Here is a 13,687-nt window from a genome sequence, read left to right as displayed (position 1 = left end):
CGATCATGCGCATCGAGTATCTTCTCGTGGTGCGACGCGGCCACCAGACTTCAGCGCGGGCCTGACCATGCTGGCCGCGGCGAGACGGTGGCTTCACACCGATGACCACTACTACTGGATTACCGCGCATCTCGCGAAGCGCGGCCTGCAACCGGTCACCTGCCGCCTGACCGCAGCGAACATGCTGGGGTTGAGTGCGATTCCCTTGCTCCTGATGCTCAGCGACCTCGGACCGCAGGGCACGCGCGACCGATGGCTGGCCGGCGCGGTGTCGGTGTGCTGCGTCGTGATGGCGTCCGTCTGGATGCGCTCTGGCTGGCCGACCCGACTGCAGTCACAGCTGTGCGTGGTGGTCGGCAGCCTGTGCATCGCCGTGGGCTGTTTCATCCAGAGCAGCGCCGCGCTCGGCCTGACGGGCGCGGGCACGTTCACCGTCGTCTCCGCCTTCACCGCGCTGTTCCACAACGGTCGGCTCCTGGCGTACACCTGGATCGTCGGCGCGGCGACGCTGGTCGGAGCGGCGGTGCGACTCGGCGAATTCGAACCCGCGGTGGCCGCGGCGGGTATCGCGCTCTTCGCCTTTACGAACGTCTTCGTCGTCTTCGTCTGCCGCAACGTCGTTCGTCTCGTGAACACCGACATCCACTACGGTGAGCTCGAACCGCTGACCGGGTTGCTCACGCGTGACGCCTTCGCCGACCGCGTCGCGACGATCGTGTCCAGGGACCGCGACGATGACCGTTTCTTGGCGATCGTCGTCGTCAGCCTCGACAGCTTCTCGCTGCTGACGGCGATGGGTGGTGACTCCGACGCCAATCAGGCCCGGGTGGCGATCGGTCATCGACTGAGCGAGACGGTCCGCCGCGATGCCGTGCTGGCCCACGTGGGCGAGTCCGAGTACCTCGTCGCCGACACGTTCGGCAGCACCGACGCCACGGTCCTCACCGATCGACTCCAACACAGCGTCCGGACCGCGAGCTACCGGCTGACTGCAAGCATCGGGGTGGTCGTCACCCCGCTGGCACCGCTCGTCGGCCACCCACCGCATGACGTGGTCGAGGAACTGATCACGCTCGCCACGACCAACGCCTATTCCGCCCGCCGGGAGGGTGGGCAGCGCACCACGGCCACCATCAACCCGCGACTGACGTCGCTGGAGAACCCCGATTCCGACGACTTGTCGGCGTAGGTCGGGCGGGCGTCACGGCCCCGTGACGACTTGCTGATGTTGCTCGATCGTGAAGCGCATCTCGCCATCGGCTTCCCGACCGTCGACCCGGGTCTCTCGCCCGCAGACGGGACAGGTCGTCGCCACGTCGGGCGGCGGGCCGGCCGGGAGTTCGCGCCCACTGCCTTCACATTCGTGATCCATTGCCATCCTCCTCATCATGGCGACCGAGGTCGCGACGCGCCTTCGGCGCGCACCGATCCCCGCCGCCGATCCGCACCGGCGGCCGCCAACGGAGTGGCGACGTCTTCCAGTGATCTGCCTTCGGCATCGACCGCGAGGAACCAGGCCACTAGTCCGCCACCGATCATCACTGCGGCGCCGAGCAGGTAGCCGAAGAACAACAGGACGGGTCTGGACCCATCTCCGATGAGCGCGCCGTAGACGACGGGACCCAGGGCGCCGAAGCACTGCGCGATCGCGAAGAACACGGCGATCGCCTTCGCCCGCACCTCCAACGGGAATATCTCGCTCACCGTGAGATACGCCGAGCTGGCTCCCGCAGACGCAAAGAAGAAGATGATGCACCACGCGATGGTCTGGGTGATGGCGTTGAGCACCCCGGCGTAGAACAGGCCCGCGCTGATCCCCAGCAGCACCCCCGACAGCACGTAGGTGCCCGAGATCATCTTGCGCCGGCCGATGGTGTCGAAGAAGTGCCCAATCATCAACGGCCCCGCCAGGTTTCCCACCGCGAACGCGATCAGATACAGCGGCGTCGACCCCGAGGGCACGCCGTAGAACTTGCCAAGCACCAGGGTGTACGTGAAGAAGATCGCGTTGTACAGGAACGACTGACTGATCATCAGCGAGACGCCCAACACGGACCGTTTGGGGTACTCGCGGAAGAGCACCCGCGTCAGGGCCACGTAGCCGATCTTCTCGGTAGGCCTTAGCTCGATGGCCTTGGACTCGTCGACGGGCGGCAGCGTGACGCCGGTGGCCTCGACCTCGCGCTCGATGAACGCGATGGAACTCTCCGCGTCGTCCACGCGGCCGTTCATCACCTGCCAGCGTGGGCTTTCCGGAAGGTGACGCCGCACCAGCAGGATGACCAACCCCAGCACCGGGCCGATGAGGAACGCCAGGCGCCAACCCAGGCTCAGGTCCACCGCCTTGAGGAAGATGAACGTGCCGAGCGTGCCGAGAATTGCTCCGGCCCAATAGGTTCCGTTGACGGCGATGTCCACCCGACCGCGGTAGCGGGCCGGGATGAGCTCGTCGATCGCCGAGTTGATCGCCGCGTACTCCCCGCCGATGCCCATGCCTGCGATGAAGCGGGTCACGTACAGGAACACGACCCAACCGGTGCTGTTGCCGAGGGTGAAGGCGGTGAGGCCACTGCCCAGCAGATAGACGCCCAGGGTGACCATGAAGAGGTTCCGACGGCCGAGCTTGTCCGAGAGCCGCCCGAAGAAGAGCGCGCCCACGACCTCGCCCGCCAAATAGACGGTGGCGAGGAACCCGACAGCGGCCGAGGACAAGCCGAGCGTCTCGGGCTGGCTGATCGCCTCCGTGCGAGTCGGCCCAAACCAGCCAAGCCGCAGTTCCCTCCAATCGCGAAGGCGAAACCACCCGCATGAACGTCAGGGCTTGAGCCAGCGCCACTGCGCGGTCAGCCAACCGTGCGCCTCGGGGAGCCTGTCGCGCACAGCCGCGACGACGCCGGGCCAGAGGAGGTCGTCGTAGTCGTCACCGGAGAGCCAACCGCCGGTCATCACCTTCGGCGCCCACGCGTCGATGTCTGCGGCGACGCTGTCGTAGTCGTGCCGGGCATCGAGGTGGACCCACGCCAGTGAGCCGTCGACGAAGAAGTCGGCCGCCTTCGGCGACGAGCTGATGAACACGTGGACGTCATCGGCGAATCCGCACGCAATGACGTTGCGGTGCAACAGACCTGCGAAGGTGCCGCCGCCATACTCCACCGCGGGCCCATGCGCGTTCTCGTTCGCGAGCCCCTCCTCGCCGCTGCCACGGCAGGTGTCGACGCCGATGACGGTGAAGTCACGACCCGAACCGCGGACGACGTCGGCCAGCGAGCAGAGGCTGCGGCCCAGATACGAGCCGACCTCGACGAAGGTGCTTCCCTCATCGAAGACGGTGACGGCCTCCTTCTGGCCGTCGCGCCAGTGAAACCAACCGGGGATGTCCGACCACTGCGCGACGTCGGCGGCGAATGCGTTTTGCGTTGTCATGCTCACGGGACACCGATTCCCCATTCGGGGGCTCGGCAATCTGGTCGGCTCGGCCGAGCGACTCGGTCACCGCTCGAGCTAGCTCGACCTCGGCCGGGGCGGACGAAGATGACACCGAGGTAGCCTTGGGGATCGAGGGTCGCTGACCAGGCTGGGGAGTCCATGGTGCGTACGGCGGGGAAGGGTTCCGCTGACGTCGGTCCCGATGCTGCCGCGCTCTTCCAGCAACGTTTCGTCCGCTTGGCGGAGATGTCGTCTGACGGCATCTGCGCGCATCAAGACGGGCGAATCGTCTTCGCGAACGCGGCTGCCGTCCGCTGGATGGGCGTGGATCCCGCGGTGGGATTGATCGGCAGACGGCTCGCGGAGTTCGTCCATGCGGATTCGATGACCGCCGTCGAGCGACGACTCGACGGGCTGCAACGGGACGGTGATTCGTCGCAGCCGTCCGAAGTGGTGATGGATCGTCCCCGAGGTTCCGCCCGCGACGTGGAGGCGACCTCGATGCGGGTGGAGTGGGACGGCCGCCCCGCGGTCGTGACCAACTTCCGGGACCTGACCACCGTCAAGACCGCCGCGGTCCTGAAGTACCAGGCGGCCCTGCTCGACCACGTCAGCGACGCCGTCATCGGCGTCTCCCCGTTGGGCGCAGTCACGAGCTGGAACGCGGCCGCCGAAATCATCTATGGACGCAGCGTCGGACAGGTCCTCAGCCTTACCGTGAGCGACGCGGTCGGCGTCCCCGTGGATGCGGAGCAGTTGTCCACGCGTGGTGGCGTGCTGCATATGACGCACGTCGCTGGCGACGGTTCCCCCCGGTCGGTCCGGGTGTCGGCCGCGGTCACCGATGGCGGCTACGTGCTCGTATGTGCGGATCTCACCGCCCTGCGTCGCGCCGAACGCCACTTCGAGGCCGTCGTGACGGCCATGGACGCCGGGGTCGCGGTGTTCAGCTTCGACGGTGCGATGGAGTCGGCCAACCCGACGGCGTGGCGGATCGCCGAGGGAATCACGAAGAGCAAGACCCCGTTCGCGGCGGACATTCCCCTCTTCGACGCAGCCGGGCGACCGATCGCTCCACCCGCCAATCCGCTACAGCGGGCCGTGGAGTCCGGCATCCCGCAGACCGAACGCACGATTGGCATCGACCACACCGACGGGCACAGGGTGTGGTTGTCCGTCAGCGTCCGCCTCCTGGCTCCAGATCATCCCGAACATTCGCAGGTGCTCTGCACCTTCGTGGACGTGACCGCACAGAAACTCGCCAGTGAACAACTGGCCCACGCCGTCGACCACGACCCGCTGACCGGCCTGCCCAACCGGTCGCACGCGCTGAATCGGCTCGCCGCCTCGCTCGCACCGGAGGCCGAAAACCGGGTTAGCGCAGTGCTCTTCATCGACATGGACGGCGTCAAGCTCATCAACGACTCGTACGGCCACAGCGCCGGTGACGTCGTACTGACCACTGCGGCGACCCGGATGGGCGATGCCCTGCGCGACGGAGACGTCATCGCGCGGCTAGCCGGCGATGAATTCGTGGTGTTGCTCTTCGACCTCATCGATCGGCCGGGCATCGATCGGCTCGTCGGTGAGCTGCACCGCGCGGCGTCTAAGCCGATCCGCTACCGCAAGGCCGAGATCACCATCACCGCGAGCATCGGAGTGGTCGCGGTGATGTCCGACGACGATCGCGATGCGTCTGAGCTCCTGGCCGCAGCGGATGCCGCGATGTACGCCGCCAAGGCTTCCGGACCGGGCCAAACTCGCCACGCGCCCTGACGCACGGCGCGCACAGCGGTCAGTGCCCCGTTGGTTCCGAAGCCAAGCGTGCCGACCGGGTCGAGGGTCATCGCCACCCCCCGACGAACCGTTCACCATGCTGCTCGTCACCGGCGCCCCGCGGGCTGCACCGCCGGACAGAACAGATCGAACAGCCTTTGTTCCAGCCGGCCGCGACACTTCCGCTCCGGGCATGTTCGGCAATGTAGGCGCCGAGACCGACACCACCTTCGATGGTTTCGACTGCGTGTCTGATGAGCCACCGCAGCCGTTCGGGCGGTTCAACCCGCGGATCCAGCGGGGCCGGCGAGGCCAAGCGCGACAGCGCCTGTGACAAGACATCGCGCCGGTCGCGGTATCGCCGGTAGATCGTCGTCTTGGCGATGCCAGACGCCGCTGCTTTGCGGTTGACACGGAATGCTTCGCTGACCGAAGCCCGCCGGCCCTGGCTCCCGTCAACTAATCGAGAATCCTCCATCGACCGCAAGCACCTGATTCGTGACCGGGCGGGCTCTCGCGCGGCTCCTGAAAGCCGATCGGCGTCTGACGCGTCGCGGGTCCGTCGCTGAGTACGGCCTTGGCGTCTATCGCACCGGGTGTGATGACCGCGCCGGGCAGAACCGCATTGACCGCATGGATCCGGTCCCACCCCGTCGCAGTGGCCTCGAGAAGTGGCTCGCGGTCCTGCAAAGCGGCGTTGTTGACCAAGAGCCACGGCGCACCGACATTCGCCACGATGTCGGCGCACGAATCAGCGATCGATTGCTCGTCAGCAAGATCCACGATGACCGCAACCTCGTTGAGCCCCAACGCAGTCAGGGTCGCAGCCTTGCGCCGAGCGCCCTCACCGTCCCGGTCGGCGAGCACGACGGACGCTCCGCTTCCGCCAACACCGTTGCGATACCCAGGCCGATTCCGTTGGCGCCACCGGTCACCACTGCGACGTTGCCGGTGAGTCCGAACAGATCACGGAGGTAGTCGGTCATCGCCGCATATCCCTCCCGTGCGCTCCCCGCGTCGCAGCTGGTTCACAGCCGTCCGTCGATCTGCAGGTCCGGATGCACCCAACTGGGAGAGCGCCGTTCCTTGAAGGCCATGAAACCCTCGACCGATTCGGGCTCGCCCAGACTGGCCTGCATGCCGATCCTGTCGTAGAGGCCGAGGTAATTGTCGAGGCTGGACTTGACGACGGTCCTGGCCCTTGGGGCGGTGCGGCAGCACTGAGCCAACACCTCGCGAGCCCTGCCGAGCAGTTCGTCGTGCGGGACCACCCGCGCCACCATGCCCCAGTCCCTGGCCTCATCAGCAGTCAGCGTCCGGCCGGTGAACATCAGGTCGCGGGTCCGCACCGGCCCGATCAACCGCGCCAGCATGTGGCTGTAGTAGGTGTCGGCGATGCCGCGGTACAACTCGGGCACCCGAAACGTGGCCCGCTCACTGACGACCGCCATGTCGCTGCACATCGCGATCTGCAGACCGCCGCCCTGACAGAGTCCGTTGACCGCCGACACCACCGGCTTGACCGATTGGCGCAACGTCTCGAACGGCGTGACGTCCATCCCGAGGGCTGAACCGTAGGTCAACCAGTTGTCGGCGCCACCGCCGCCCATGTCCCCGCCCGGTGCGAACACGTCGCCGGTGCCGGTGATCAGCAGCCCCGCGAGGTCGGGGTCGGCGTCGACGTGGCGGACCGCGTATCTGATACCGAAGTACATCGCAGGCGTCATCGCGTTGCGCGCTTCGGGACGATCCAGAGTGCATACGCCGAACGCACCCTCGCGGGTGAACTTCAGGAACGGCGTACCCAGCCAATCACCCTCCGGCGGACGGGGGCTCGGCGCTGGGTCAGCAGTCTTCGTCATCGAATCTCCTTGATTGACAATGTGTGTGGCCTATCGCTCTCGTCCATGCGGATCACTCGTGCACCTTGGCCAGGATGTCTTGGGCGAACCTCTCGATGGGTTCCCGGTATCGGTCGGCGGCGAGTTTGAACGTATCGTGGGCGCCGGAGGCAACGTCATCGGCCATCGCCCAGGGACTGCACATTACTGCTGTGACCCCGATGTCCTCGGCGCGCTTGAACAGCTCGACCGTGGCGGGCTCGCGTATCGCGAGCACGATGTCGAACGGCTCGTTCTCCCTGCCGTATTCGCGTCGCATGGTGTTGAGCGTCCGCACCTTCAGGCTGGCGTCCTCCCACGCGTAGGCATTGCCGACCCACCCGCAGCACAGGCGTGCCGCCCGCCGCAGCGCCGCCTCGGACTCTCCGCCGCACATGATCGGCACCGGCGCCGACGGATGCGGTTCGATCATCAATTCCGGTATCTGGTAGTACTTTCCGTTCCACGACACCCAGCCTCCGCGCCACAGCGCGGGCAGGGCCTCGATCATCTCGTCGAGCCGTTTGCCGCGGTTGCCGAAGTCCTGGCCCATCAGTTCGAACTCTTCGCGCATCCATCCGGCCCCAACGGTCAGCGCGACCCGATCACCGGAGATGACCGCAGCGGTAGCCACTTGTTTGGCGACCTCCAACAGTGGGCGCGCCGGTGCGATGTAGACCGCGTTGGTGAACCGGATCTTGGTCGTCACGGCGGCCATCGCGCCGATGAGCACCCAGGAATCGGGCCAGGCCGTATCGGGTGTCCACATTGGCTTGCCGGTCGGCGACGGATACGGTGACGACAATTTACGTGGATAGATCATGTGATCGGAGACCACGATGCCGTCGAAGCCAGCCTCATCGAGCATGCGGGCCACCGGAACCGCCTCGGAGGTGTGCATGAACGCCGTGCCCGTCCAGATTTTCATTGTCGCCTTCGCTAAATTCGCTATTTCGTCGGCGCGTTGGTGAACCAGAGGCTCTCCTCGCGCAGATTGCGGCTGCGCCACCCGTTCGGTGTACGAACGAGTTCGTGGTGGTAGTAGCCGCCGCAGTAACTCGGTTCCTCCATCCCGGGCAGCTGCATTGGGTTGTAGAACATCGCCCGCACGTGCGCATCGTCACCGTCGAGTTGGATATCGACGTTTGTGATGTAGTGCATGGTCCACGGAACCGCTCCGAAATTCTGGCTGAACCAGTCGACGACCTCGTCGCGGGGACCTGCCGCCGCACCCGCCGCGGAGTAGTCGATGTACGCGTCGTCGGTGAACAGCGAGCGATACAACTCCCAGTCCTTCGCGTCGACGGCCCGGGCATACCTGGTGAGCAGTCCGTTGATCTCGAGTTCGTCGCTGATTTGCTGGAGGTCCATTGACCGATGCTCCTATACCGGCATGCCGACGGTCTTGGACTCCAGGTATTCCTTGAAGCCTTCCTCACCGTTACGCCGTCCGAGCCCGGACTGCTTGGTGCCTCCGAATGGGCTGTTGATGCCGAAGTGGCTCTTGCCGTTGATCGTGACGTTGCCTGTGCGCATCCGTCGCGCGATGGCCAGAGCGCGGTCGACGTCACCGCTGGAGACCTCGCCGGAGAGGCCGTAGATCGAGTTGTTGGCAATGTCGACGGCCTCGTCGTCGGTGTCGTACGGCGTGACGGTCAGCACGGGGCCGAAGATTTCCTCCCGCGCGACCTGGGCGTTCGGATCCACGTCCGCGAGCAGGGTGGGTTGCACGTAATAGCCGACGGGCAGGTGATCGGGGATTCCGCCGCCGGTGATCAGACGCCCGCCGGAGTCGATGCCGGATTTGATCAAGCCAAGCACCTTGTTCCGTTGAGTGGCGCTGATCTGCGGACCCTGCATGTTGCCCGGGGTCCACGGGTCGCCGACGGGGAAGCCCTCCATCATCGCCTTGAGAATCCCAAGACCTTCTTCATAGCGGCTGCGCGGCAGCAGGATTCGTGATGGCAGAATACAGGACTGGCCCGACATGACACAGGCCATCATCGCGGCCAGCGGCAGCGACGCGTTGAAGTCGGCGTCGTCGAGGACGATGTGAGCCGACTTGCCACCCAACTCCAGCAGCGTCCTCTTCACCGTCGCCGCTCCGGCCGCCAGGATGGCGCGCCCGGTAGCAGTGGATCCGGTGAAGGTGATCATGTCCACCCGCGGGTCCGCCGACAATGCAGCGCCGACCTCGTTCGCGCCTGCGACCACCACGTTGAATACCCCGGCTGGGATGTCGGTCTCCTGGGCCACGATGCGGCCCAACTCGCTGCCCGACCACGGCGTCAACTGAGCCGGCTTGAGCACCACGGTATTACCGGCCATCAGTGCCGGAATGGTCTGGGCGATGTTCAGATAGAACGGCACGTTCCATGGAGTGATCGCCCCAACAACGCCGACAGATTCGTAGAAGATCTTGCGGTGCACCGGACCCAGCTGAGTTTCGTGGATGCCGTTGTCGACCTCGTAATCGAATGCCCGCCCGTGCTCGGCCCAGTGCCGCACCTCGTTGATCGGATCCTCGATCTGGCTGCCCGTCACGCTGACCGGACAGCCCACCTCGGTGATCAGGATCCGTCGCAGCCGCTCCTTGTCCCGCTCTAGGGCGTCGGCGAGTTGGATCAAGCAGTGGTAGCGGAAATCCACGTCACGTGACCACTGCCCTTCGTCGAATGCCCGGCGTGCCGCGCCAATGGCGCGTTCCATGTCGGCGACCGTGCCATCGGTGGCCTGGCCGGCGACTTCCTCACTGCCGGGGTGGATGACGTCGAACGTCGCGCCACTGCTGGTGGTCTGCAACTCTCCGTCGATGAGCATGCGCTCATCGCCCGCCAGCACACCCGTGTGCACAGTTGTCATTTCGGTTCACTCCTCCAAGTTGGTCTACTCCCTGAGGGGAGCGGGCAACGCTGCGCTGCCCTTCGGTGGTGTCAGTCCCCAGGTGTCGAAGGCCATCGCGAGCATCGCGTAGGTGCCGACGACGAAGATCAGTTCCATCGCCTGGTGTGTGCCGAGTTCGACGACGAGGCGTTGCCACGTCGCGGCGCTAGCCTTGCCGTTGGCCAGCAGTTCGTCGGTGGCTTCGAGCACTATCAGGTCGGATCCGTCGAAGGTGCCGTTGCCATCAGCCAACCGGTCGACGTCGTCGGCCGGGACGCCACCCTTGGTGGCGATGTTGACGTGTTCGCCCCAGAAGAACACCGAGCGACGGGTGTGCGCCACCCTCAGCACCGCCAACTCACGGAGCCTCAAGGACAATTCGCCGCGTTGTAACAGCCACCCGTTGTAGGCCAGGAACTTGCGGGCCATCTTGGGATGCCGCGCGAGCAGGCCAATGATGTCGAACTTCAGCGGGTCGGCGGCGTGGCCGGATCCCGCTCGCGGCACCTGCTCCCCCGGCAGGCCCATCAGCGCACCGAACGCCGCGTACTCGTCATCGCCCCACTCCGCTTCCTGCAGTGGTGGGAGTAGCGGTTCACTCATGTTCGCCTGCCTCCATTGACACCGATGACTTGCCCTGTGACATAGGAGGATTCGTCCTGGCACAGGAATATCGCGGCATTGGCGATATCCTCGGGCCGCCCAGCGCGGCGAACGGGGGTGATCTTCGCGAAGTGTTCCAGCGAGCCGGTGAATCGGCCCTCGGCTATCGCCTTCTCCAACATCGGGGTAACAACCATCCCCGGCGGAATAGTGTTGACCGTTATTCCCCTGGGCCCCAACTCAAGTGCGAGGCTCTTGGTGAAGCCGATGACACCTGCCTTCGAGCTGACGTAGGCAGCCATGTGAGACTGCCCGCCTTGCGCGCTGGAGGACGACAGGTTGACGATTCGACCCCACTTCGCCTCCAGCATGTCCGGCAACACCACTTGAGTGCAGATGAACGGCCCGCGGAGGTTAATCGCCATGACGCGATCCCATTGCTCGTCGGTGATCTCGGAGAACTTGCCGAACTGCTCGATGCCGGCGTTGTTGATCAGGATCAGCACCGGACCGAGGTCGGCGCGCACCTGCTCGACGGCTGCCTGCACCTGGCTCCGGTTGGAGACGTCGACGGTGTAGCCGTTGACTGTTCCGCCCAGCCCGCGCAATCGGGCCACTTCGGTGGCGATCTGGTCGGTCGCGAGGTCGAAGATGGCGACCTTGGTTCCGCGGGCCGCAAGTGCTTCGGCGATCGCCAGGCCGAGGCCTTGGGCGCCGCCGGTGACGATTGCGGTGGTCCCGTCAAAGGGCATGGCCGTTTGTCCTTCTGTTGCTGTTCGAGGGAAGGGGCTGTTCCGCAAGTCAGGCCGGGCTGAATCCGACGTGCAGCTTGGTGAGTCCGCGCAGGATGAAGGTGGGCAGGTAGCGGTAACGCCGGTTGTCCATTGGCCCGTGCTCGTCCTCGTCGATCCAGATGTTTGAGGTCCGGTCCAGCAGCCGATTGAGACTGATCATTCCCTCGGCCCGTGCGAGCGGGGCACCCGGGCAACTGTGTGGTCCCCGGCCAAAGGCGATGTGCTGACGCGCATTCGAGCGTGCGACATCGAAGGTGTCGGGGTCGGTGAAGCGGCGAGGGTCACGGTTGGCCGCAGCGTTGTTCAACATCACCGTCGTCCCTGCGGGCAGATCGACGCCCCCGATGGTGACGGGCACCTTGGACAGCCGGAAGTCTCCGCGGATCGGACTCTCGAAACGGAGTGCCTCCTCGATGAAGGCGGGGATCAGGCTGCGGTCGGCGCGCAGCCTCGCCTGCAGCGCCGGGTCCTCGGCGATCATCATCACCGCGGTGCTGAGCAGGCGGACCGTGGTCTCCTGCCCGGCAGCGAACAGGTTGGCGGCCACGCACACCACGTCGATCACCGGTGGGGTGCTGCCGTCGGGAAAGACCGCCGACGCAAGGCCGGTCAGCACGTCGTCGCGTGGGTTCTCACGGCGTTCGGTGATGTACACGGTGAATTTGCCGTAGAGGTACTCCAGCGGCGAGTGGTGCATCGCGTCGCCACCGCTGCTGCCGATGGTGCCAGTCGAGTTGAGCAACTCACCCTTGAAGTCGTCGTAGTCGGACTCCGGGACACCGAGGAGATCGGCGATGACGAGCATCGCGAACGGGTTGCCGAAGTCGGCGACGAATTCACAGCCACCGCCAGCGAGCGCCTCGTCGTACTGACGATCTGCCAGGCGCCACATGAAGTCCTCGTTCTCCTTGAGGCGTTTGGGCGTGATCATTCGCGACAGCAGCGCCCGGTGATCGGTGTGTATCGGCGGATCCAGGCTCGGCAGCTGATCGTGGAACGGGAGATCGTTGCGGTGCTTGGTGATCAACTCCGAAATGTCCTCGCCCTCAAGGGGTACGGGAAAGCCGGGAAACGGTCCGGTGACCGACGTGCACGACGAGAAGCGCTCACTGTCGTTGTAGACCGCGACCGCCTCCTCGTAGCCCGTGATCATCACGACGTCGTGATGGGGTTCCCGGCGCACCGGGCACTCATTTCGCACCGCAGCCAGATACTGATACGGATCCTGAAGGAGCTTGTCGTTGGTGAAGAAGTCGACCGAGTCGATATCGGTGGCCAGTTCCTGCTCGGTCACTGCGTGCCTTCCGCGGCGTCGAGGTTGGGGATCATGCCGTCCGGCAGTTGCATCTGCAGGTAGACGGCGACGAACGTAATCTTGTCGTCCGCGTTGAACTCATAGACAGACACCGAGTTGACGACGCTGCTGAAGTCGCCGATCTGGCTACGTTCCTCCAGTTCGAGGAACACCACATCGGGAGTCTCGGTGATCCGCTTGAACGAGCAGTCCCATTCCGAGGACATCGCCCAGCCGGTCAGGAACTCGGTATATGCCGGCCATTTCATCTCGTCCCTGAACGGGCCGATGCGGAGGAAGTCGTCGACCGCGATCAGCTCGGCCAGCGGGCCCCAGCTATCGACCGAAAACCCTGGCTCCTTGGCAGCTTTCACCAAAGCCTTGGTGGTCTGGCTGTAGTCGAGTACGGCGCGCGACCGCCCGGAAGTCTCGCCGATGACGTCGTCGATCGTCGTCATACTGCCACTCCTGCCGCGGCGAGGGTGCGCTCAAGTGCCTGGACGTATTCGCCGGTGCCGTGGAATGGGCCGTGTACGCCGATGGCGACGTCGAGGAACGCGTTGTACTCATCGTTGACGTGAGTCTCCCAGCGGGTGAGCTCACCCGCGTCGTTCGTATCGATGAAGCTGTAGGAGTAGAAGCCCATCTTCTCGCCGGTGTCCTTTCGATGCCCTTCCCACCGGGTCTTCATCACGACACCGTTGTTGGCCGGCCAGTAGTTGAAGGACGCCGGCATCCAGTCCGGAAAGGTCAGCGAGTACGCCTTGGCCTCCATCGTCGATGCCTTGGCGGTGTCGGAAGGGAACTCGCTGAACGGAAACACCTGATCACCGGTGAAGTATGGCGAGACGTAGGCGCCGTCGTCGGCGAACTTCCACGCATCGGCGAATGCCTCGCCGTCCTGGATGCCCTGACGTAGGTAGGCGTCGCGATAGGCCTCGGCCATCCGGACATGGTGAGCGATGCGCTCTTCGGTGTTCACGTTGTTGGAGTCCTCTGTGAGCGGGGTGTTGACAATTGGGGTATTGAAA

Annotated in this window: 15 protein-coding genes; 2 read left to right on the top strand and 13 right to left on the bottom strand. The window is 65.2% G+C overall.

Annotated elements, in window-relative coordinates; genetic code table 11:
- Positions 1 to 67: 67 nt before the first annotated feature.
- Complete coding sequence (locus tag QUE68_RS05350; protein ID WP_286275236.1) at positions 68 to 1,189, top strand: diguanylate cyclase domain-containing protein; 1,122 nt, start codon at positions 68 to 70, stop codon at positions 1,187 to 1,189.
- Between the two features lie 197 nt (positions 1,190 to 1,386).
- On the opposite strand, the gene QUE68_RS05345 is transcribed toward QUE68_RS05350, so the two are convergent.
- Complete coding sequence (locus QUE68_RS05345; protein WP_286275235.1) at positions 1,387 to 2,712, bottom strand: MFS transporter; 1,326 nt, start codon at positions 2,710 to 2,712, stop codon at positions 1,387 to 1,389.
- 102 nt (positions 2,713 to 2,814) lie between these two features.
- Complete coding sequence (locus QUE68_RS05340) at positions 2,815 to 3,423, bottom strand: class I SAM-dependent methyltransferase (RefSeq protein WP_286275234.1); 609 nt, start codon at positions 3,421 to 3,423, stop codon at positions 2,815 to 2,817.
- A 165-nt stretch (positions 3,424 to 3,588) separates the two neighbouring features.
- Between QUE68_RS05340 and QUE68_RS05335 the strand changes: the two genes are divergently transcribed.
- Complete coding sequence (locus QUE68_RS05335) at positions 3,589 to 5,202, top strand: sensor domain-containing protein (protein WP_286275233.1); 1,614 nt, start codon at positions 3,589 to 3,591, stop codon at positions 5,200 to 5,202.
- A gap of 459 nt (positions 5,203 to 5,661) precedes the next feature.
- On the opposite strand, the gene QUE68_RS05330 is transcribed toward QUE68_RS05335, so the two are convergent.
- Genes QUE68_RS05330 through QUE68_RS05280 form a run of 11 tightly spaced genes read right to left on the bottom strand, consistent with a single transcriptional unit; the run spans position 5,662 to position 13,638 of the window.
- Complete coding sequence (locus QUE68_RS05330; protein ID WP_286275232.1) at positions 5,662 to 6,069, bottom strand: SDR family NAD(P)-dependent oxidoreductase; 408 nt, start codon at positions 6,067 to 6,069, stop codon at positions 5,662 to 5,664.
- Entirely contained in the window at positions 6,018 to 6,188 is a 171-nt protein-coding gene (locus QUE68_RS05325) for a hypothetical protein (protein WP_286275231.1), read from the bottom strand. The genes QUE68_RS05330 and QUE68_RS05325 overlap by 52 nt, the downstream gene beginning before the upstream one ends.
- A 42-nt stretch (positions 6,189 to 6,230) precedes the next feature.
- Positions 6,231 to 7,064 carry an enoyl-CoA hydratase/isomerase family protein gene (locus QUE68_RS05320; RefSeq protein ID WP_286275230.1) on the bottom strand — a complete coding sequence of 278 codons (834 nt, stop codon included), beginning with the start codon at positions 7,062 to 7,064 and terminating at the stop codon, positions 6,231 to 6,233.
- 52 nt (positions 7,065 to 7,116) lie between these two features.
- Positions 7,117 to 8,010, bottom strand: coding sequence for a TIGR03619 family F420-dependent LLM class oxidoreductase (locus QUE68_RS05315; protein WP_286275229.1), 894 nt, complete (start codon positions 8,008 to 8,010; stop codon positions 7,117 to 7,119).
- Positions 8,011 to 8,030: 20 nt separating this feature from the next.
- Positions 8,031 to 8,453: a nuclear transport factor 2 family protein gene (locus QUE68_RS05310; RefSeq protein ID WP_286275228.1), complete on the bottom strand. Its 423-nt coding sequence runs from the start codon at positions 8,451 to 8,453 to the stop codon at positions 8,031 to 8,033.
- 12 nt (positions 8,454 to 8,465) lie between these two features.
- On the bottom strand, positions 8,466 to 9,944 hold the full coding sequence (locus tag QUE68_RS05305; RefSeq protein WP_286275227.1) for an aldehyde dehydrogenase family protein: 1,479 nt from the start codon (positions 9,942 to 9,944) through the stop codon (positions 8,466 to 8,468).
- A gap of 24 nt (positions 9,945 to 9,968) precedes the next feature.
- A complete protein-coding gene (locus QUE68_RS05300) occupies positions 9,969 to 10,568 on the bottom strand; it encodes a carboxymuconolactone decarboxylase family protein (protein ID WP_286275226.1) in 600 nt (199 codons plus the stop codon).
- Positions 10,565 to 11,320, bottom strand: coding sequence for an SDR family NAD(P)-dependent oxidoreductase (locus QUE68_RS05295; protein WP_286275748.1), 756 nt, complete (start codon positions 11,318 to 11,320; stop codon positions 10,565 to 10,567). Before QUE68_RS05295 ends, QUE68_RS05300 begins: the two co-directional genes overlap by 4 nt.
- Before the next feature lie 49 nt (positions 11,321 to 11,369).
- Positions 11,370 to 12,641 carry a cytochrome P450 gene (locus tag QUE68_RS05290; protein WP_454786457.1) on the bottom strand — a complete coding sequence of 424 codons (1,272 nt, stop codon included), beginning with the start codon at positions 12,639 to 12,641 and terminating at the stop codon, positions 11,370 to 11,372.
- An 11-nt stretch (positions 12,642 to 12,652) separates the two neighbouring features.
- Positions 12,653 to 13,114 carry a hypothetical protein gene (locus QUE68_RS05285; RefSeq protein ID WP_284232911.1) on the bottom strand — a complete coding sequence of 154 codons (462 nt, stop codon included), beginning with the start codon at positions 13,112 to 13,114 and terminating at the stop codon, positions 12,653 to 12,655.
- Complete coding sequence (locus QUE68_RS05280) at positions 13,111 to 13,638, bottom strand: hypothetical protein (protein WP_284232910.1); 528 nt, start codon at positions 13,636 to 13,638, stop codon at positions 13,111 to 13,113. Before QUE68_RS05280 ends, QUE68_RS05285 begins: the two co-directional genes overlap by 4 nt.
- Positions 13,639 to 13,687: the final 49 nt, after the last annotated feature.

The organism is Mycolicibacterium sp. TUM20985 (assembly GCF_030295745.1).
Lineage (GTDB): Bacteria > Actinomycetota > Actinomycetes > Mycobacteriales > Mycobacteriaceae > Mycobacterium.
This window is presented reverse-complemented; position numbering and strand designations above follow the sequence as displayed.